18 protein-coding genes are annotated in these 19386 nt (G+C 62.4%); 7 read left to right on the top strand and 11 right to left on the bottom strand.

Annotation, left to right across the window (positions count from 1 at the left end):
* Together ATN38_RS15630 and ATN38_RS15625 are read left to right on the top strand one after the other, a co-directional pair.
* Positions 1–1614 carry a signal peptidase I gene (locus ATN38_RS15630; RefSeq protein ID WP_161120391.1) on the top strand — a complete coding sequence of 538 codons (1614 nt, stop codon included), beginning with the start codon at positions 1–3 and terminating at the stop codon, positions 1612–1614.
* Entirely contained in the window at positions 1614–2198 is a 585-nt protein-coding gene (locus ATN38_RS15625; protein ID WP_007726825.1) for an alternate-type signal peptide domain-containing protein, read from the top strand. Before ATN38_RS15630 ends, ATN38_RS15625 begins: the two co-directional genes overlap by 1 nt.
* 53 nt (positions 2199–2251) lie before the next feature.
* Here the strand turns inward: ATN38_RS15625 and ATN38_RS15620 are convergent, their stop codons facing one another.
* The 3 genes from ATN38_RS15620 to ATN38_RS15610 are packed head-to-tail and all read right to left on the bottom strand — an operon-like array spanning position 2252 to position 4372.
* The gene (locus tag ATN38_RS15620) at positions 2252–3475 is read right to left on the bottom strand and encodes an O-succinylhomoserine sulfhydrylase (RefSeq protein ID WP_172403504.1); all 1224 of its coding nucleotides are present in this window, start codon (positions 3473–3475) and stop codon (positions 2252–2254) included.
* Entirely contained in the window at positions 3472–3900 is a 429-nt protein-coding gene (locus ATN38_RS15615) for a rhodanese-like domain-containing protein (RefSeq protein WP_007726822.1), read from the bottom strand. The genes ATN38_RS15620 and ATN38_RS15615 overlap by 4 nt, the downstream gene beginning before the upstream one ends.
* A 46-nt stretch (positions 3901–3946) precedes the next feature.
* Positions 3947–4372, bottom strand: a complete 426-nt coding sequence (locus ATN38_RS15610) for a hypothetical protein (RefSeq protein WP_007726820.1) — start codon at positions 4370–4372, stop codon at positions 3947–3949.
* 230 nt (positions 4373–4602) lie between these two features.
* Between ATN38_RS15610 and ATN38_RS15605 the strand changes: the two genes are divergently transcribed.
* Both ATN38_RS15605 and ATN38_RS15600 read left to right on the top strand, forming a co-directional pair.
* Positions 4603–6000, top strand: a complete 1398-nt coding sequence (locus ATN38_RS15605) for an FAD-dependent oxidoreductase (RefSeq protein WP_003944405.1) — start codon at positions 4603–4605, stop codon at positions 5998–6000.
* A gap of 109 nt (positions 6001–6109) precedes the next feature.
* A complete protein-coding gene (locus tag ATN38_RS15600; RefSeq protein WP_223304639.1) occupies positions 6110–6949 on the top strand; it encodes an amidohydrolase family protein in 840 nt (279 codons plus the stop codon).
* Here the strand turns inward: ATN38_RS15600 and ATN38_RS15595 are convergent.
* The 6 genes from ATN38_RS15595 to ATN38_RS32805 all read right to left on the bottom strand — a co-directional run bounded on the left by ATN38_RS15595 (position 6853) and on the right by ATN38_RS32805 (position 11317).
* Complete coding sequence (locus ATN38_RS15595) at positions 6853–7335, bottom strand: DUF456 domain-containing protein (RefSeq protein WP_042924222.1); 483 nt, start codon at positions 7333–7335, stop codon at positions 6853–6855. The genes ATN38_RS15600 and ATN38_RS15595 overlap by 97 nt on opposite strands.
* Positions 7332–8567: a formate-dependent phosphoribosylglycinamide formyltransferase gene (gene purT, locus ATN38_RS15590; protein ID WP_218748225.1), complete on the bottom strand. Its 1236-nt coding sequence runs from the start codon at positions 8565–8567 to the stop codon at positions 7332–7334. Before purT ends, ATN38_RS15595 begins: the two co-directional genes overlap by 4 nt.
* A 40-nt stretch (positions 8568–8607) precedes the next feature.
* Positions 8608–10113, bottom strand: coding sequence for a GGDEF domain-containing protein (locus tag ATN38_RS15585; protein ID WP_231783042.1), 1506 nt, complete (start codon positions 10111–10113; stop codon positions 8608–8610).
* A gap of 240 nt (positions 10114–10353) precedes the next feature.
* On the bottom strand, positions 10354–10500 hold the full coding sequence (locus ATN38_RS15580; RefSeq protein WP_007726811.1) for a hypothetical protein: 147 nt from the start codon (positions 10498–10500) through the stop codon (positions 10354–10356).
* A 361-nt stretch (positions 10501–10861) separates the two neighbouring features.
* The gene (locus ATN38_RS32810) at positions 10862–10984 is read right to left on the bottom strand and encodes a hypothetical protein (protein WP_019749478.1); all 123 of its coding nucleotides are present in this window, start codon (positions 10982–10984) and stop codon (positions 10862–10864) included.
* A gap of 210 nt (positions 10985–11194) precedes the next feature.
* On the bottom strand, positions 11195–11317 hold the full coding sequence (locus ATN38_RS32805) for a hypothetical protein (protein ID WP_003944443.1): 123 nt from the start codon (positions 11315–11317) through the stop codon (positions 11195–11197).
* Positions 11318–11637: 320 nt separating this feature from the next.
* On the opposite strand from ATN38_RS32805, the gene ATN38_RS15575 reads away from it, so the two are divergent.
* From ATN38_RS15575 to ATN38_RS15565, 3 genes are all read left to right on the top strand, one after another.
* Positions 11638–13371, top strand: coding sequence for an ABC transporter ATP-binding protein (locus tag ATN38_RS15575; protein WP_218748223.1), 1734 nt, complete (start codon positions 11638–11640; stop codon positions 13369–13371).
* The gene (locus ATN38_RS15570; protein ID WP_042924214.1) at positions 13368–15434 is read left to right on the top strand and encodes an ABC transporter ATP-binding protein; all 2067 of its coding nucleotides are present in this window, start codon (positions 13368–13370) and stop codon (positions 15432–15434) included. Before ATN38_RS15575 ends, ATN38_RS15570 begins: the two co-directional genes overlap by 4 nt.
* 107 nt (positions 15435–15541) lie before the next feature.
* The gene (locus ATN38_RS15565) at positions 15542–16642 is read left to right on the top strand and encodes a CaiB/BaiF CoA-transferase family protein (RefSeq protein ID WP_042924245.1); all 1101 of its coding nucleotides are present in this window, start codon (positions 15542–15544) and stop codon (positions 16640–16642) included.
* A 60-nt stretch (positions 16643–16702) separates the two neighbouring features.
* Here the strand turns inward: ATN38_RS15565 and ATN38_RS15560 are convergent, their stop codons facing one another.
* Both ATN38_RS15560 and ATN38_RS15555 read right to left on the bottom strand, forming a co-directional pair.
* The gene (locus ATN38_RS15560; protein ID WP_003944389.1) at positions 16703–17806 is read right to left on the bottom strand and encodes a bifunctional 2-polyprenyl-6-hydroxyphenol methylase/3-demethylubiquinol 3-O-methyltransferase UbiG; all 1104 of its coding nucleotides are present in this window, start codon (positions 17804–17806) and stop codon (positions 16703–16705) included.
* A 47-nt stretch (positions 17807–17853) separates the two neighbouring features.
* On the bottom strand, positions 17854–19329 hold the full coding sequence (locus ATN38_RS15555; protein ID WP_218748221.1) for a PLP-dependent aminotransferase family protein: 1476 nt from the start codon (positions 19327–19329) through the stop codon (positions 17854–17856).
* Positions 19330–19386: the final 57 nt, after the last annotated feature.

Raw genomic sequence — 19386 nt, 5'->3', positions numbered from 1 at the left:
ATGTCACATCCCAACCGCCCGGACACGATCAATCGCCTCAAGCAGGCTGCGCTGACAACGGGCGCAGTACTCGGAATTCTGTGCATCGTCGCCACAGCACTGTCATTGGCATTCGGCATCAAACCCGTCGTCTTTCGATCCGGCTCGATGTCTCCCGCGATACCGACCGGCTCGTTGGCATTTGTGAAATCCCAACCGGTATCCGAGTTGACGGTTGGCGACATTGTCAGTGTCACCACCAACGGCGGAGATCGACTCACTCACCGCGTGTACGGAATCGATCAGCTGGACAACAATCTGTCGTCACTGACACTCAAAGGTGACGCCAACAATGCTCCCGACAGCGAAACATACGCGGTCGCCGACGCAGACCTGGTTGTATTCAGCATGAGTCGAGTCGGCTACGTACTTGCGTGGCTGTCCGGTCCGATCGGAATCTTCGCCGGCGGATTGTTCGCCGGCACCCTGTTGATGATCGCATTTCGTCCAGCACCGCGCGGCGAAGGTCCACCGAGCGGCGGCATGCCTGAAGAGGGCATACCCAACGACACTCCGACTGTGCCCGAACACAATTCGCCTCGTTCAGGTTCGACGCAGGTCTCGTCGCGCATCCTCACAGCACCCTGGCGGCAGAGGGAATTGATCCTCGTTACAGCTGCCGGACTGGGTGCACTGCTGGCGATGTCACCGATCGGTAATACCGCCGCCGCGATCACCGACACCGCAACCGCAAAGACCGGCCAGTTCGCCACAGTCCAGACATTCACATGCGAGGACTATTCGCCGGGTCTTTTTGCCTCCAGTGCTCGAATCACGTGGACGGCGCCAGGACCGGGAACCTACACCTATCGTGTTCTGGTACTCAAGCCCGACGGAACCACGTACAGCGACAACACCCAGAGTTCCACTAGCGTCGACATCACGCTCCCACCCGCACTTCTCGATCTGAGCGGCACATCTACAGTACGGATTTACTCGATTGAAAACGGACGGACGGCCCCTATGTGGACGGGCTTCACTCTGACCAAAGGCCTTCTCTTCGGTGGAACATACTGTGGCTCGAAGATTTCCGGAACCAGCGCCGCCAGCAGAATGGCTGCCAGTGCACCCACGCCCACATCGACTCAGTCGACCGTAACCACTACTCCGGCAACAACAACACCGACGGCAACCACCGCCACAGGTACCACCGAACCGACTCCATCAACGTCCACGTCGACCACAACGACACCGACTACAACCACGCCGACGACTACTGCGAGCACAACACCGGAAACCACGACCACTACCGAGATCACAGCGATAACAACAACCCCGCCCCCGACTGAAACACAGATCGGATCCGACCTCGTCTCAACAGGTCCGGATTCATATACCGCCCGCAGAATCCACAGCGACACCGGAATTTTGCTTGACGTGTACGACGCGCTCGGGACTCGGATCTATCGCACGTCCATCGAATCGACCGATGTACTGCACTGGCTATCCGGCACCAATCAGTTGTGGATCATCGGCACCGCAGGAGCGGAATTCGTCGAATTCACAACGGGAGCGGGAGTGCGACAGACAGCAACGGGCGAACTTCCGGCCGAGATCGAGGATTTGGTGCCCTGATGCAGAGACAAATAAAGGGTGCGCTTGCAGCGACCGTCGCGCTGGCGGTCATGCTCGGCGGGGGGAACTCACTCGCAAAATGGGTCGACCAGGAAACACTGTCCGGCGCGAAGGTCACGGCAGGCACGTTGTCACTAGGGGCGTGTGTCAAAGACGGCGCGAGCGGGTGGTCCGAGAGAGTCTACGCCCCAGACCCCAACCCGAACGTTTATACCGAAATTGCCGATATCGCTTCGTTCAGACTGCGGGCAGGCTACGACTACGTCTACTACTGCTATTCACCGGTTTCAGCTACTGGCCCTCGGTTGCGAGCATCGGTAACCGCGGACCCATCACTTGCCGGCGGCACCCTGCCAACTACTGTCAACGCATTCAGAACCTATGTAACAACACAGTCGAACGTCGAATTGTACAACAGCACACTGACTCCCAAGATTCGCAGTGACCTCACCTCAGCGCAGAATGCCCAAGACGTTCTGGTAACCGTGGCGTTCAGCATCCTTCCGAACGACCCACTCAGCGCAGGTGGAACCCTGAACATGGCCGGCCTCAGCCTCGTCACACAACAATTGGCGCCAATCTGAGCGGAGAGTTTCGACGGCACTACCCTCGAAACTCTCCGCGGTTTACGGCGGGACTACCCCAGAGCTCGCTTCAGATCAGCCAACAGATCAGCCGTGTCTTCGAGCCCGACGGACAGACGGACAACGCCGTCTGTAAGACCCACTGCTGCACGGCCTTCCGGACCCATGGCCCGGTGCGTTGTCGTGGCGGGGTGAGTGATCAACGACTTGGAATCTCCCAAGTTGTTGGAGATGTCGATGACGCGCAGACCGTTGAGAACCTCGAACGCCCGCTTCTTGCCCTCTCCGTCAGGCGCATCGAGCTCGAACGTGACAACCGTTCCGCCACCGCTCATCTGAGACTTCGCGAGCTCGTGCTGCGGATGCGACGTCAGGTACGGATACTTGACCCACTTGACGCCGGAGTGTCCTTCGAGGAATTCGGCGATCTCGAGTGCCGAAGCCACGGAGTGCCGAATACGGACCGGCATCGTCTCCAGGCCCTTGAGCAGAGTCCACGCATTGAATGGACTGAGCGCAGGACCGGTGTGCCGCATCAGTTCTCGAACGGGACCGCTGATGTATTCCTCGGTACCGAGGATCGCGCCACCAAGCACGCGGCCCTGACCGTCGATGTGCTTGGTGCCGGAGTACACCACGACGTCGGCACCCAGATCGAGGCTGCGCTGCAGAAGCGGCGTCGCGAAGACGTTGTCCAGCACTACCTTTGCACCGGCTGCATGAGCAAGCTCCGACACCCGTCGAACGTCGACGAGAGATTGCATCGGGTTGGACGGCGTCTCGAAGAACACTGCCGTGGTAGGCACGGACAGCGCCTCTTCCCACTGCGCGTTGTCTTCACCGTCGACGAAGACGACCTCGACTCCCCAGCGCGGAAGAATCTCGTTGCACACGACGAAGCAGGATCCGAAGAGGCTGCGCGCAGCCACCAATCGGTCGCCGTTGGCCAACAGTGCGCCCAACGCCGTGAAGACTGCCGACATTCCGCTGGCAGTCGCAAAGCAGGCTTCCGCGCCTTCGATGAGACGCAGACGCTCTTCGAACATCTTGACGGTCGGGTTGCCGTAGCGGGAGTAGACAAAATGATCCACCTCGCCGGTGAAGGCTTGTTCGGCGGCTTCTGCACTCTCGTAGACGAATCCGGAGTTGAGGAACAGCGCTTCGGAAGTCTCCTCGAACCCGGTACGCATCAGTCCGCCGCGAACTCCGAGAGTGCCGAGACCGACGTCGTCCGGCAGCGCTCGTTGAAATGCGCCACCCTGGGGAATTCCGCTCACTGCTGCCTCCATGGCAAGCCGATGGCCCGCCAACCTACAAGTCCGCGATGTCCGTCGGCACCCAATGCGCCTTCGAACCCGTCGAGCACGTTGTACGACGGGCCGATGCCCGCCGCAGTCGCAGCTTCCGCCGCACCGATGGAACGCTGTCCGGATCGACACAGGAAAATCACCGGACGCTCCGACCCGGAGGAATCAGCAGTGATGCCGGCTTCCTTCAACTGGTCGACGAAGTTGTCATTGCGCGCGCCGGTCGGGTGGCTCACCCATTCGATCAGTGCGGCCTGCTTGCCGAGGGAGGACACATCGGGGACGCCGACGTACTTCCACTCCGCATCGGTCCGCACGTCGACCAGCACGGCGTCGGGGTTTTCGCGGAGCAGCTCCCAGGCTTGCTCCGGCGTCAGATCGCCTGCGTAACTCACGTAGTCCATGTTTTCACAAGACTGCCGTGAGCGCCTGAGCGGGCCGTCAGTTGCAGACGACCCAACGGTTGCCGTCACGGGTCAGGGCCCAGGTCGAGACTCGCTCGCCCGCTCCGCCACCGGTGATCGTCACGTCGGCCCGGGCGCGATCGCCGTTGACCGCGACCCCGTCCACACCCTTCAACTCGACCGTCCCGTCGACGCCGGCCATAGGACCGTTGCTCGAATTGAAGCTCGCGCAGGTCAGGGTCTTGATCGTCTCCGCGTCATTCCGATTCTCGGCATCGACGTAGTCGGTGACGGAGCGGCTCACGCGGTCCGACTCGGTGACGTTCTCCTCGGCCGGCGAGATCCACGAGGCGACGAAGATTCCACCCAGGATCAAGGCGACGATGGCGACAGCCAAGAGGAACGGCCCCGCAGACGCCTTCTTGCCATCGATGTTGTCGGATTCGCGCAGCTCGTCACTCATAACGCCAATAGTCCCCCACAACTTGAAATTGTGGCCCGTCAAGGATCAGGCCCCTACCCCGGATACCCGAGACAACATGAGAATGGGAGGAAAGAATAGGTTTACCCACAACCGATCGAGTGAGAGTGTGGATCCGTTCGGCCGCAACCGAGGCACTGTGCTTAGGTTCGGCTAAATTGGATACTTGTCGATATGTTGTCCGAACTTCGAAGAAGGTAGCTGTCCTCACGATGACTGACTCCAACCGCCCACTCCGGGTCGCGATCGTCGGCGCCGGCCCCGCCGGCATCTACGCCGCCGACGCCCTCATGAAATCCGACACCGCAGTTTCCGGCCGCGGCGTCAGCATCGACCTCTTCGAGCGCATGCCCGCGCCCTTCGGCCTGATTCGTTACGGCGTCGCGCCCGATCATCCGCGCATCAAGGGCATCATCACCGCCCTGCACAAGGTGCTCGACAAGCCTCAGGTACGCCTGCTCGGCAACATCGACTACGGCACCGACATCACCCTCGACGACCTGCAGTCGTTCTACGACGCGGTCATCTTCTCCACCGGCGCCAACGCCGACCGTGCGCTCGGCATCCCGGGCATCGAACTCGACGGCAGCTACGGCGCGGCCGACTTCGTCTCCTGGTACGACGGCCACCCCGACGTACCGCGTACGTGGCCGCTCGAAGCCGAGAAGGTCGCCGTCCTCGGCGTCGGCAACGTTGCCCTCGACATCGCCCGCGTTCTCGCCAAGACCGGCGACGAACTGCTGCCGACCGAGATCCCCGCCAACGTCTACGAGGGCCTCAAGAACAACAAGGCCGTCGAGGTTCACGTCTTCGGACGCCGCGGCCCGGCCCAGGCCAAGTTCACCCCTCTCGAACTGCGCGAACTCGACCACTCGCCGACCATCGAGGTCATCGTCGACCCCGAGGACATCGACTACGACGAGGGTTCCGAGCAGGCTCGCCGCAACTCCAAGCAGGTCGACATGGTTGCGAATACGCTGCAGGACTGGGCAATTCGCGACGTCGGAGCCCGTCCTCACAAGCTGTTCCTGCACTTCTTCGAATCTCCCACGGAGATCCTCGGTGAAGACGGCAAAGTCGTCGGCCTGCGCACCGAGCGCACTCAGCTCGACGGCACCGGCAACGTCAAGGGCACCGGCACGTACAAGGACTGGGATGTCCAGGCCGTGTACCGCGCCGTCGGTTACCTCTCGCAGAACATCACGCAGTTGCCGTTCGACGACCAGGCCGGCACCGTCCCCAACGACGCCGGACGCGTCGTCGCCGACGACAACGCCGAGGGCGCAGCCCGGTTCATGCCGGCCACCTACGTCACCGGCTGGATCAAGCGCGGCCCCGTCGGCCTCATCGGCCACACCAAGGGTGACGCCAACGAAACCGTCGCGAATCTTCTCGAGGATTCCGTCGACTTCGCGGGCGCCGCGAACCCCGACGAGAACGCCGTCATCGAGTTCCTCGAAGGCAAGCAGGTTCCGTACACGACCTGGCAGGGCTGGTACCGCCTCGACGCGCACGAGCGCAGCCTGGGCGAGCCCGAGGGCCGTGAGCGCATCAAGGTCGTCGAGCGTCACGACATGCTGAAGGCATCCGAGCCCGACCGCGCGAACTGAGTGCGCGGAAGTAACTGAACAGAAGCCCTCCACCGGCCCGACGCGACCCAGGTCACATCGGGCCGGTGGTGTGTGCAGGGACCCAAGGCAACAGGGCAAAATAGACCCCGTGTTTGACGCCCATGTGCATATCATCGACCCGCGCTTCCCGCTGGTCGAGAATCACGGGTACCTGCCTGAGCCCTTCACCGTGGCCGATTACCGGGCCCGGATTGCCTCGCTGAAGGGCCTCAGCGTTGACGGCGGCGCGGTGGTGACCGCGTCGTACCAGGGCAATGACCAGGAATACCTGAAAGCTGCCTTGTCCGAACTCGGCGAAGGCTGGGTGGGCGTCACTGCTTTGCCGCTCGATGCGACGGATGAAGACATCGTTGCCCTGGACGCACTGGGAGTGCGTGCCGTCCGGTTCAACCTGCGCCGCGGCGCCACCGACCTGCGTCTGCTTGCCGATCTTGCCAACCGCGCTTTCGATCTGGTCGGCTGGCACGCCGAGTTCTACGTCGATGCCACGCTGTTGCTGTCGTTGGAACCGGTCTTCGCCAAATTGCCCGCGGTGAGCATCGACCATTTGGGAATGTCCACCCGCGGACTGCCGTATCTCCTCAACCTCGTCGACCGCGGAGTGCGCGTCAAAGCCACCGGGTTCGGCCGCACCACCATCTCCGACGTCAGCGATGTGCTGCGCCAGATCCACGCGGTCAATCCCGCTGCGCTGATGTTCGGCACCGATCTACCCGGCACACGGGCACGTCGAGCGTTCGAGGTCCACGACCTGGACGTGATCGCCGACGCTGTCGGCGACGACCTGCCCGCGGTCATGTGCGACAACGCCCGCTCCTGGTACCGCTGCGCTCAGGTGAACGCAACGGCTCCCAGCCACAGCCCCGCCGCGATCAGCGCTCCGAACAGTTCCACCAGCATGGACAATCCGACTGCCTTCACCGCGTGAAGCGTCGACGACCAAGCGATGTCGTAACGGCGCAGCCGCGCTAGTTCCGCGAAATACGTTCCGACGATGAATCCCAGGAACAAGCCCACGACCGGAATCACGAAGAACCCGATGATGCCGACGACGCCGCCGACCACAACCGACAGGTTGGGCACTCCCCCGGACTTCATCCGCTTGCCCGGCCACGTGTACTTCACGATCCCGGTGACCACCAGTGCCAGCGCGGACAGCGCGAACACCGTCCACGCCGTGGCACCACCGGTCATGATCGCCCACACCAGAATTGCACCGAAAACGAGAAGCGTCCCCGGGAGAATCGGAACGACGACACCGATCAGACCGACCAGGATGACCAGCCCGACGAGGACCTCGGCCGCTGGACTCATCCGACGGGACGCACCTTCGACGCAGCCTCGCGAGCACGGTCGCGTGCAGTAGGCACATCGGCGGCCGTCGACACTGCAACACCCATGCGACGACGCGTGAAGCTCTCCGGCTTGCCGAAGAGCCGCAGGTCCGTCTCGGGAACCGCGAGCGCCTCGGCGACGCCGTCGAATCCGATCCCCTTTGCCTCCACTCCGCCGTAGATCACTGCCGATGCTCCTGGAGACGTGAGCGTCGTGTCGACCGGCAAGCCCAGGATCGCGCGGGCATGCAGTTCGAACTCCGAAAGTCGCTGCGTCCGCAGAGTCACCAATCCGGTGTCGTGCGGCCGTGGGCTCACTTCGGAGAAGAAGACGTCGTCGCCCTTCACGAATAGCTCGACGCCGAAGATGCCTCGCCCGCCCAGAGCCGTGGTCACCTTCTCGGCGACGTCTCGGGCCGAGGCGAGGGCAACCGCGGACATCTGCTGCGGCTGCCACGATTCGATGTAGTCTCCGGCCTCCTGCAGGTGCCCGATCGGTTCGCAGAACGACGTCTCGACCTGACCGCTCTCACCGACGGCTCGAACTGTCAATTGCGTTATCTCGTAATCGAAATCGACAAAGCCTTCGACGATCACCCGGCCGTGATTCACACGACCTCCGGCCATCGCGTAATCCCATGCGGCGTCGAGATCTTCGGCGGATCGAACCGTCGACTGTCCCTTCCCCGACGAGGACATGACTGGCTTGATGACGCACGGGAAACCGATTCGGTCTGTCGCTGCCTGCACTTCGGCAAGCGAGTCCGCGAAAGCGTACGGCGAAGTGGGCAGGCCCAACTCCTCGGCCGCGAGCCGACGGATTCCCTCACGGTTCATCGTGAGCTGGGTGGCTCGGGCGGTCGGAATGACCACCGCACCCCCGCGTTCTTCGACGAGTGCAAGCGCATCCGTCGCGATGGCCTCGATCTCGGGAACCACGAAGTGAGGCTTTTCCAACTCGATGACGGCAAGCAGTGCTTCCGGATCGGTCATGTCGACGGTATGAGCACGATGAGCCACCTGGTGCCCAGGGGCATCGGGATACCGATCCACCGCAATCACTTCGACGCCCAGACGCTGCAGCGCGATGACAACTTCCTTACCCAACTCGCCTGATCCCAACATCATCATGCGGATGGAGTTCTCGGTCAGTGGGGTTCCGAATCGGAGCGGAAGCGTCGGCAGGGGCGAAGGCGTCGAATCAAGCTGCATGGGTGCGACTATATGCCAATCCCGATGCAGGTCAGCGCGGTTATCGGCCGTCCACCACACCTTCGCGGCCAAATCCTCGCCGGATCGTTCGGGGTAGCGCAGGTTTGCGATAGGTGCGGGTGGCAGTGTCCGGCTCGGAATTCCGTTGCGGCACGGTGTCGTTGCCGACGCGGTGCACTTTCACGAGGTTGCGCCCAGCACGCTTGGCGTCGTACAGAGCCTCGTCTGCGACGCTCATGAGGGTCGACAGCGCCGGCGTCGCATGATCGACCCACGCGACGCCGACGCTGACGGTGCTCGTCACATCTGATTCGGCCGAGTACTCGACTTGCGCGCCGCGGACCGCCTCGGCGACATCGATTGCTCGCGCGTAGCTGCAGTCCGGAAGCAGAACGGCGAACTCCTCGCCGCCGAGCCTTCCGATCAGATCGCCGTCCGACAATCGGTCAGCGGCCCGCTCGGCGAAGTTCGCGAGAACGCTGTCACCGGTCATATGTCCATGCGTGTCGTTGATGCTCTTGAAGTGGTCCAGGTCGAGCATCAGCAGGCCGACCGGAGATTGTGTGCGAGCCGCGTCGGCAAGTTCCGCTTCCGCGTGGCCGAGGAACGCACCGCGCGAGAGGACCCCGGTCAGATGGTCGAATTCGACGGCAAGGAAGAGCTCACGCTCGGCAGCACGGCGTTCCTCGGTCGCACAGGCAACCGCTATCGGCCCCAACGCGATCAGGGTGACCGCTATGGACGTGATGACGTCCTCGTTCCACGTCGAGGCGGCTTGATCTCCGATGTCGAGTCGACCGCTACCCGCCATCATGAGTGACCACACCGACCAGACCACTGAAACGAAGGCAGTGCTCGGAACCGAGATGCGAGTGGCACACCAGAGGAGAGCTGGAATCGGCAAGACCAGCGCAATCGGCCCTTCGATACTGAGGGCGATCGGCACGCAGGCTGCAGTGGCGAGTAGCGGAACGCTCAGAGCGGCGACAGTTCTGGCGGTCAGTTTCCTGCGGAACTCGGCAAGGCTCGACGGGATGGTGAGAGTGAGAATGAGAGGAAGGACCAGCAGGTACGCCATGACCTCGGTGGCACCCCAGTGGAAAAACGTGTCGGCAAAGGACTGACCGCGTAAGAGCCGGTCCAAGGCGCCGGCCGTGGCCGCGGTACCAGTCGCCGCGACGAACGAAACGAAGACCATCCATACCAGCGACTGCGAATCGACCAATCGGAACGGTGTGCGCTTCAAGTAGTACAGAACGAGAACACCGAGCGTCACTCCGGCGAGGTTGGCCCCGTTCAGCTGCAGGGCAAGCGACAGCGAGTTGCCCGTAATCAGGTCAGCGCAGACGTATCCGACGGCCGCGGCGATCCACGTCCGCCATTCGATCAGGACCGGCCATCTGACCATCATTCCCAGCAGAATGGCGTTGGCGCACCAGAAAGTCGCGAGCAAACCTGGTGGGCGCGTGAGGATGCCGATCAACGATGCCGCAAGTACGACGGCCAGCACTAGGAGAAGGCGCAGAAAGCGACTCGTCCCTACCATGCGTCACCTCGCGGTCGGCTACCTCTGAATTCGGGAGCACCGGACGTCGCGGTGACCGTATGCCGATGTCGTCGAACCATCGTACGCAGGTGCTGCCACTCGCAGTTCTGTGTTCACATGCCAAAACGGCAGCTGCGACCATCTCCGCAAACGCGAGTGCCCTCCGGCCACGACAGTGGACAGAGGGCACCTGCATGCAATCCGATCGGCAGAGCCGAATGGACCTGCCGGAAGGGATGACTACTCGGCGGATCCGCTGGACAGACCCGAGAGTGAACCGGTGGACGAGCCCTCGCCCTTGCCGGACAGCGATTCGGTGGGAACGGACTTGAGGAAAGCTCCGAGCGCGGTGAGCAGGGGTCCGAGGGTGCTGAGTGATCCGAACATAGGAGGTTCTCCTGTATGTGAGGTGGTGTGATGTTCCAGCGCCATTCCGGCCGCAGGCGGTGGCCGAGATGGTTCGGGAACTTCTGCCGCACGGATGGCTGAACCGCCCCCGAACAACATCCCGAGCTGTGATGTAGCGCACTTACTTGGCGCTGCCTGCATTTATAGACCGGCTTTCCACACTTGTCTAGCTACCTAATAGCTATCAATGCGGACTTTCGGTCACACCTTTACGGATAATTGCAGTTCAAAGCGCAAATCCACCCTCTAGAATGTCCCATAATGTGATTTAGCTCACAGTGAAAAGCCGAAAAGTGTGACCCGCAGACAACTGCGAGCCACACTTTCGGACAAACTGGACTTACTTATCGGCCGCCGATCCCGTCCCAGGGGTGAGAGAGCCACCACCGAGTGCCGTGAACAGGTCCTTGAGCACCGGAATGAACGTCTTGACGACGCCGCTGAAGTCTTCGAATGAACCCATGTCGGGCCTCCTTTTGTCGGAATGCAGTTGAGATGAAGTGAGGACCGAGAACTACTCGGCGGCCGAACCGGCCGAACCCGAGCCGTCTGCCGATCCCGCGTTCAACTTGGTCACGAATGCAAGAACGCTCTTGAGGAAGGCGTCGAGATTCTGAATCGAGGTCATGCGACTACTCCTGTGTTGTTTCGGAAGATTTCTCGAGGTCGAACGTCAGGAGTTCGAGCTCGCGGTGTCCAGCCCCTGAAGGGTTTTGAGCATGTTGACCAGGGGCAGAAGCTGGAGAATGCCCCAGCCCATACCGTTGGCCTTGAGGAGGTTTCCGAGGGACCCCATATGTGACTCCTTGCATGAATATCTATGACGCGGCGCACGTTTTGTTCGCTGCACGTCTTTGTAGCCAAGCTAAATACGTACGTCCAGTTTGTTTCCGTCCAATCGAAAACGTGACACATTGGATGAATATGTAAACCTGCAGTTCAGGTGCTGTGACCTGAATCCAATCTCGAATTCGAGTGTGTTCGAGATCACAGTCAATTAGGACAAAAGGATGCAATCGTCAGAGTCGGTGCCAACCTCGACCGCGATCTGTCATACCGTGTGCGTGTGATCAATCGCGAACGAGCGGCAACCGAGGCAACTCACCGGGAACCGTCGTGCTAGCAAAACTCCTCAAGACGTACCTGCCGCCGTACCGCTGGTTGCTTGCCGGGGTCCTCGCACTGCAACTCTTCGGGGCCATCGCGTCGTTGGTCCTCCCCACACTCAACGCGCGGATCATCGACGACGGCGTCGCCCGAGGCGACACCGGATTCATCATGTCCACCGGCGGGATCATGCTCCTGGTCTCGCTTGCGTCGATCATCGCGTCGGTCGCATCGACCTATCTGGCTGCAAAATCGTCGATGGGCTTCGGCCACGACGTTCGAGGCGCCTTTTACAAGGCAGTCAGCAGTTTCTCGGATCGCGAATTCAACAGTTTCGGTGCGCCGACGCTGATCACACGCAACACCAACGACGTCCTGCAGATCCAGGCCCTGGTCATGCTGACGTCCTCGATGCTCGTCAGCGCCCCACTTATGTGCATCGGCGGCATCATCATGGCTCTGCGCGAGAACCTGCAGATGTCCTGGCTCCTGACGATTTCGGTACCACTGCTCGGCATCACCGTCTCGGTCGTGGTGGCCAAGCTGATCCCGCATTTCCGGACGATGCAGACGCGGATCGACAACATCAATCGATCACTGCGCGAACAGCTCACCGGTATGCGTGTCATTCGCGCCTTCGTTCGCGAACCCGACGAAACGATCCGCTTCGACAAGGCCAACAAGGAACTGACCGACACTTCGCTCCTCATCGGCCGGTACCAGGCGGTTCTGCTGCCCACCGTCATGTTGATCGCCAACCTGTCGAGCGTCGCGGTGCTGTGGTTCGGCGCGCATCTGGTCGATACCGGAGACATGCAGATCGGCCAGATCAGCGCCTTCCTCGCCTACGTCATGCAGATCCTGATGTCCGTGGTCATGGCGACCATGTTGGCCGTCGTGATCCCCCGCGCGGCCGTGTGTGCCGACCGCATCACCGAAGTACTCGACACCGAGCCGACCGTGCCCGCGCCGGCCCAGCCCCTTCGCCCGACCAGCCCCTACGGCGTTGTCGAGTTCGGTGGAGCCGGATTCACGTATCCGGGAGCTGAAACGCCGGTCCTGTCGAATGTCTCGATGCGATGCATGCCAGGAACGGTCACCGCGATCGTCGGCAGTACCGGTAGTGGCAAATCGACCCTCGTCTCACTCATCCCCCGACTGTTCGACGTCACGGCCGGCGCCGTCTTGGTCGACGGCTTGGACGTCCGTGGCTGGGATCAGGACGAACTCTTCGCCAACTTCGGATACGTGCCCCAGAAGGCCTATCTGTTCGCCGGCACGATCGCGAGCAATATCCGCTACGGAAACCCGACCGCCACCGACGACGACATCTGGGCAGCCCTCACCATCGCCCAGGCAGACGACTTCGTCCGAGAGCTGTCCGACGGTCTCGAGTCACCGATCGCCCAGGGCGGCGGCAATCTCTCGGGCGGACAAAAACAACGTCTCGCCATCGCCAGAGCGGCGGTCCGCAGACCCCGGATCTTCGTCTTCGACGATTCGTTCTCCGCTCTCGACATGCATACGGACGCCGCGGTCCGACGCGAACTCCGGACGGTTTCGACTCATTCGACGGTCATCATCGTGGCTCAGCGCGTCGCATCCATCATCGATGCCGACCAGATCATGGTCCTCGAAGACGGTGCGCCGGTCGGCCTCGGCGACCATCAGTTCCTTCTGGCCAACTGTCCGACGTACCAAGAGATCGTGGCTTCCCAGATTCCCGCGGAGATGAGCGCATGACCAGCCCGCAGGACCCGACATGGGGCGGCCCCAACAGCCAGTACTTCGACGATGCCCCGACGGTGGTGTTCGCCAAGATCCCGAGCGAACCTGAATCCGCGGACGGGGATGCGAAGTCGAGTAACCCCGAGACCCCCGACAAAGAGCCGAAGCCCGCGCTGACCGCGACTGACACCAAACCTCGCCACTTCAAGGCGACGATGAAACGGCTTCTCTCGCTTCTGCAGCCGCACAAGTTTGCGGTCTTCTGTGTCGTCGTTGCGACGATCGCCAGCATCGCGCTGTCGGTCGCAGTGCCGAAAATCCTCGGTCACGCGACAGACCTCATCTTCGCCGGGTTCATCGGCAAGAGCCTGCCCGCCGGACTGACCCGCGAGCAGGCCGCAGACGCCATCCGGGCATCAGGGAATTCGACGTTCGCCGATCTTGTCGCCAACTCGACCGACGTCGTTCCCGGTGTGGGACTGAACTTCGACGCCATCGGCAAAGTCGTCATGCTCGCGATCGGCGTGTACTTGCTCTCGTCGCTGCTTGCCTGGTTGGAAGCATTCCTCCTCAACATCATCGTCCAGAAGACCATCTACAACCTGCGTGCCTCGGTGGAGGCGAAGCTTCACCGTCTCCCCCTTCCGTATTTCGACAAGACACCGCGCGGCGAGATCCTCAGCCGCGTCACCAACGACATCGACAACATCTCGTCGACGCTGTCGTCGACGTTGACCTCGCTCCTGACGTCGGTGCTCACCGTCCTCGGCGTCCTGACGATGATGTTCGTCATCTCTCCGATGCTCGCCCTGATCGCCCTGATCGCGGTGCCGGTATCGGTGCTCCTCGTTGCCAGGGTCGCCAAGCGAGCACAGGTGTTGTACAAGGCTCAGTGGACCGAGACGGGCAAGATCAACGCGCAGATCGAGGAGAACTACAGCGGTCGCGACCTGGTACGCGTGTACGGGCATCAGGCCGAAGCCGAGCGTGAATTCGCCGAGCAGAACAAGAAGCTCCTCGACGCGTCCTTCGGCGCACAGTTCCTCTCCAGCCTGATCATGCCGGTCATGAACTTCGTCGGAAACATCACCTACGTGCTGCTCGCTGTGGTCGGCGCTCTCAAGGTCGCCAGCGGCAACATGTCACTCGGTGACGTTCAGGCCTTCATCGTCTATTCGCGCCAGTTCAGCCAGCCACTGACGCAGATCGCGTCCATGTCGACCAGCCTGCAGTCCGGAGCCGCGTCGGCGGAGCGGGTCTTCGAGCTTCTCGACGAACCCGAGCAGTCGCCCGACATCGACGTGCCGCTTCTCCCCGAGCCCGCCGGACGTCATCGCAACGTCGGTCACATCGAGTTCGAGAACGTCTCGTTCCGGTACGAGCCGGACAAGCCGTTGATCGAGAACGTGTACCTCACGGCCCGGCCCGGGCAGATGGTCGCCATCGTCGGGCCCACCGGTGCCGGCAAGACCACCTTGGTCAACCTGCTCATGCGCTTCTACGAAGTCGACTCCGGCCGAATCACTCTCGACGACGTCGACATCTCGCAGATGCGCCGCTCCGACTTGCGCAAGCACGTCGGCATGGTTCTGCAGGACACCTGGCTCTTCGGCGGCACGATCCGCGACAACATCGCATACGGCCGACTCGACGCCAGCGAATACGAGATTCACGAAGCCGCACGCGCTGCCTTCGTCGACCGCTTCATCCACACCCTCCCGGACGGGTACGACACCGTGCTGGACGAGGAGGCGTCGAACATCAGCTCCGGCGAGAAGCAGCTCATCACGATCGCTCGTGCATTCCTGTCGGAGCCGTCGCTGCTGATTCTCGACGAGGCGACGAGCTCGGTCGACACACGTACGGAACAGCTTGTGCAGCAAGCAATGTCCGCGTTGCGCGTCGGGCGGACCAGCTTCATCATCGCGCACCGGCTCTCCACCATCCGTAACGCCGATCTGATCGTCGTGATGGAGTCGGGCAAGATCGTCGAGCAGGGCACACACGACGAACTCATCGCAGCGGCGGGCGCGTACTTCCGTCTCTACAACGCTCAGTTCGAGGGTGCCGCCGTCTAGTGATCGGCGCCTCCCTCGGTGGACACAGTGCCCCGGAGCACACCTGATCGATTCGACACGTTACCGTCGGGTCAGAAGTGTTGTCACCGTCTGAATTGGGAGTGCGTGTGTCTGCAGAAGCTGTGGAGAAGAAGGGCCCGCTCGCGGGCATTCGGATCGTGGAATTCGCTGGATTGGGACCGGGCCCGCACGCCGCGACACTGTTGGCGGACATGGGCGCCGACATCGTCATCGTGCAGCGCGCAGGGCAGATTCCGCAGGACTCGAACGCAACCGACCAGATCAAGCGCGGCCGCCGCATCGTCGAGGCCAACCTGAAGGACCCGGCCGACGTCGCGAAAGTGCTCGATCTCCTGGGCCGCGCCGACGTCCTCATCGAGGGTTTCCGCCCCGGCGTCATGGAACGCATGGGACTCGGACCCGACGTGGTCTCGGAGCGCAATCCGCGCCTCGTCTACGCCCGTATGACGGGCTGGGGACAGGAAGGACCGCTCGCCAACGCCGCCGGTCACGACATCAATTACATCTCACTGACCGGTGTCCTCAACGCCATCGGACGCAAGGGTGAACGTCCCGTCCCGCCGCTCAACATGGTCGGCGATTTCGGCGGCGGTTCCATGTTCCTGATCTTCGGCATTCTGTCGGCTCTCGTCGAGCGCTCGACGTCCGGTAAGGGCCAGGTCGTCGACGCGGCAATGGTCGACGGAACCCTCGCGCTCTCCCACATGATGTGGGCATTCCGCGGTCGCGGCGTCTGGTCCGACGAGCGCGGCGTCAATCTCCTCGACACCGGCGCTCCGTTCTACGACACCTACGAGACCTCCGACGGCAAGTACATGGCCGTCGGATCCATCGAACCCCAGTTCTACGCATTGCTGCTCGAGGGCCTCGAACTCGATCCCGCGACGCTCCCTCACCAGATGGACACGTCCAAGTGGGACGACATGAAGAAGCTATTCACCGAAAAGTTCCTGTCCAAGACTCGCGACGAGTGGGCCAAGATCTTCCTCGGCACCGACGCCTGCGTCTCCCCTGTCCTGACTTTCGCCGAGGCTCCGTCCAACGAACACATCGCGGCTCGCGGTTCGCTCATCGAACTGGACGGCGTCACCCAGCATGCTCCCGCACCGCGCTTCTCGCGCACGCCCACCACGACGCCTGCTGCGCCAGCGCGTGAGGCGACGGATATCGATACGGTCTGGACCTAGGGCCTTCGGCCCCTGTGCGCCTTTTTGGTAGTTACTGCAACCAAAAAGGCGCACGGGGCGTCAGCCCAACCTGTAGAACCTGAACATCTCGTGCTCGATCGGCAGCACGTCCACCCGCTCGAAACCTGCCGCCTTGGCATAGCTTTCGAGTGTCGAGTGCCTCATCACCGTCCCGGTGGCAATGCTTCCCGGATGCGAAAGACTGTCCGGTAAGCAGCAGGTCAGCGAAAATCCGTACAGCAATTGCTCGATCGGACCCGCCTCGGGATCGAACTCATCCGCCGTTCGTTCGTCCATCACGATCACCGGAGCGCCCGGCTGGGCAATCGCCCGAGCCGTGGAAAGAAAACCCACCGGATCCGGAACGTCGTGAAGGCACTCGAAAGCGAAGACGGCGTCGTAGGTCCCGGCATCGGCTCGCCCGGCCTCAGGAGCCTGTCCGGCGACGTCGACCAACGAGAAATGCACGCGGTCGTCCACCCCCCGATCATGAGCGTTACGACGGGCAGCGTTCACCGACGCCGCGTCGACGTCGAAGCCGTGCACTTCGATCTTCGGGTATCCGAGGGCGAGCGCGATCGACGACCAGCCCTCCCCCATCCCGAGATCAGCGACCTGCCCGCCGTCCGAAAGTGTGGCGTGCAGGTCGGTGACTACCGGCAGAAACTGCTGACAGAGCTGATGGAGATACATCGGCCGATTGAGTAGCGCCTGACCCTCGCGAGCATCGGGGCCCATCGATTCCCACGTGACTCCCCCACCGTGACGATAAGCGTCGAGTAGACGTGGCATCGACGACGTCGTCGCGACGAACAGCCTCGCCAGCGGCGCCAGGAAAAGAAGGTTCTCGTCGTCGACCAGAACATCGGCGTGGGCCTGCGGCAGGCTGTACCGGCGATCGGCATCCGAATTGACGTCCACATAACCGGCGACGGCCTGCTGCTCGAGCCACTCCCGCGCATATCTTTCGACGGTCCCTGTCCGGTCCGCCAGCTCCGTCGACGTGAGCGGGCCGTGATCGCTCAGCGCGCGGTACCAGCCCAACCGGTCGCCCAGATACACGGCCTGCAGCTCCGATGCCCCGAGCGTGGCCGCGAACAATCGTTCTGCGAGCGCTTCCGCCGCACTGGTTCCCGCTGCGCCTGTACCGTCTACCGCCGTCATGCCCTACCTCCTGGTTTCACACCACTTTCAGGGTGTGTACCCAGTTCTCAGACGACGACCATTCGTTGGTCTGCCGTGTCGCGATCCGTCGCGAGAGTGTCGTACGCAGCGGCGATGGATGCAACGCCGCGAATGAGGTCCTCGGGAGAACGTGCGTACGGCACGCGGATGAATCGTTCGAACGCACCTTCTACGCCGAAACGGGGGCCGGCGGCAAGGAGTACGCCGAAGTTGGGTGCCACCGCCGCCAACGCCGTCGAGACGGGCGCGGACATTCGCATCCAGACCGACATTCCGCCGGAACCGATGGTGGGACGCCAGTCCGGCAGATGCTCGGCCACCGCACCGAGGAGTACCGCACGCTGTTCTCGCAGAACTTCGCGACGCTGTTCGAGCAACGCGCGGTCGTCGGCGAGCAAGTAGGCGGCTGCCAACTGATCCATGACGGGAGTACCGAGGTCGACCGCGGCACGCGCCCCCACCAACTGGGTGATGAGCGCGGCATCGGCGCGAATCCAACCGACACGTAGCCCGCCCCACAGCGACTTCGCGGTCGAACCGAGCGTCACCACTTCGGTTTTCGCTGCGCCTCGCCCATGTGAGGCGACCGGCGCCGGCGGTGGTGCGTCGAGCCACAGATCCACCATCGTCTCGTCGACGACCAGAGTCATTCGCGTTTCGTGCGCAATCTTCGCAAGCTCGGCGCGGCCGGAAGAGTCCATGCAGAGGCCGGTCGGGTTGTGAAAGTCAGGGATCAGGTATGCCATTCTGGCTGCGGTTTGCCTTGCTGCACTTCGAATCCCGTCGAGATCCCAGGCTCCGGCTGCCGCGAACTCCGGTCGGACCGGAACCGGTACGGGCCGAGCGCCGTTTCGCCGAATCGCTTCCAGCGCATTGGGATACGTCGGATGATCGACCAGCACTCGCTCGCCGGGTGAGGTGAGCACCGACAGCAACAATCGAAGCGCGTGCTGCGCACCCGAGGTCACCATGATCTGTTCGGCGGTGGTGGGAAGACCCCGCGCCGTGTAGCGCTGCGCGATCACGTCACGCAAGTCGGCGATCCCGACCGGTTCCATCCCGTGTGTGGGAAGGAAGTTCGGAAGTTCCTGCAGCGCAGACGCATACGCCAGTTCGACCTGAGCGGCGGGAGCTGCCATCGCCGCGTAACTGAGGTCGACGACGGGTCCACTCGGCCCGGGTTGATGGGAGCGGAACATCAACCCGTTCGGCCGCGCGCCGGCAGGCAATGCCACGGTGCTTCGCGACCCCTGCCTGCTGATCAGGTACCCCTCGTCTCGCAGCACCGAGTACGACGACGTGATCGTGGTTCGACTGAGTTCGAGTACCGCCGCAAGTTCACGCTCACTCGGCAGTGCGACTCCCAGCGGAACGCGACCGTCGTGCACGAGCAGGCGGATACCGTCGGCAAGCGCACGGTACGCGGGCCTGCGTCCGGACTCTTCCTGCCAGGATCCCAGATCGCGAGCAAGCGAACGGGCACCGAGAACTCGAGTCATCATGCAGTCCAGTATCGACAACTTGGCTATGTAACTCAATACCAGTCGAGTTGATCATAT

This window comes from Rhodococcus sp. FH8, from assembly GCF_019266085.1.
GTDB classification, from domain to species: Bacteria; Actinomycetota; Actinomycetes; order Mycobacteriales; family Mycobacteriaceae; genus Rhodococcus_F; species Rhodococcus_F qingshengii.
Note: the sequence above shows the minus strand (reverse complement) of the source record. Positions and strands in the feature narration are given on the sequence as shown.

Bases quoted from the DNA above. Each gene is read 5' to 3' on its own strand.
- ATN38_RS15630 (WP_161120391.1), top strand. From the start codon at position 1: ATGTCACATCCCAACCGCCCGGACACGATCAATCGCCTCAAGCAGGCT.
- ATN38_RS15625 (WP_007726825.1), top strand. From the start codon at position 1,614: ATGCAGAGACAAATAAAGGGTGCGCTTGCAGCGACCGTCGCGCTGGCG.
- ATN38_RS15610 (WP_007726820.1), bottom strand. From the start codon at position 4,372: ATGAGTGACGAGCTGCGCGAATCCGACAACATCGATGGCAAGAAGGCG.
- ATN38_RS15605 (WP_003944405.1), top strand. From the start codon at position 4,603: ATGACTGACTCCAACCGCCCACTCCGGGTCGCGATCGTCGGCGCCGGC.
- ATN38_RS15595 (WP_042924222.1), bottom strand. From the start codon at position 7,335: ATGAGTCCAGCGGCCGAGGTCCTCGTCGGGCTGGTCATCCTGGTCGGT.
- purT (WP_218748225.1), bottom strand. From the start codon at position 8,567: ATGCAGCTTGATTCGACGCCTTCGCCCCTGCCGACGCTTCCGCTCCGA.
- ATN38_RS15585 (WP_231783042.1), bottom strand. From the start codon at position 10,113: ATGGTAGGGACGAGTCGCTTTCTGCGCCTTCTCCTAGTGCTGGCCGTC.
- ATN38_RS15580 (WP_007726811.1), bottom strand. From the start codon at position 10,500: ATGTTCGGATCACTCAGCACCCTCGGACCCCTGCTCACCGCGCTCGGA.
- ATN38_RS32810 (WP_019749478.1), bottom strand. From the start codon at position 10,984: ATGGGTTCATTCGAAGACTTCAGCGGCGTCGTCAAGACGTTCATTCCG.
- ATN38_RS32805 (WP_003944443.1), bottom strand. From the start codon at position 11,317: ATGGGGTCCCTCGGAAACCTCCTCAAGGCCAACGGTATGGGCTGGGGC.
- ATN38_RS15570 (WP_042924214.1), top strand. From the start codon at position 13,368: ATGACCAGCCCGCAGGACCCGACATGGGGCGGCCCCAACAGCCAGTAC.
- ATN38_RS15560 (WP_003944389.1), bottom strand. From the start codon at position 17,806: ATGACGGCGGTAGACGGTACAGGCGCAGCGGGAACCAGTGCGGCGGAA.
- ATN38_RS15555 (WP_218748221.1), bottom strand. From the start codon at position 19,329: ATGATGACTCGAGTTCTCGGTGCCCGTTCGCTTGCTCGCGATCTGGGA.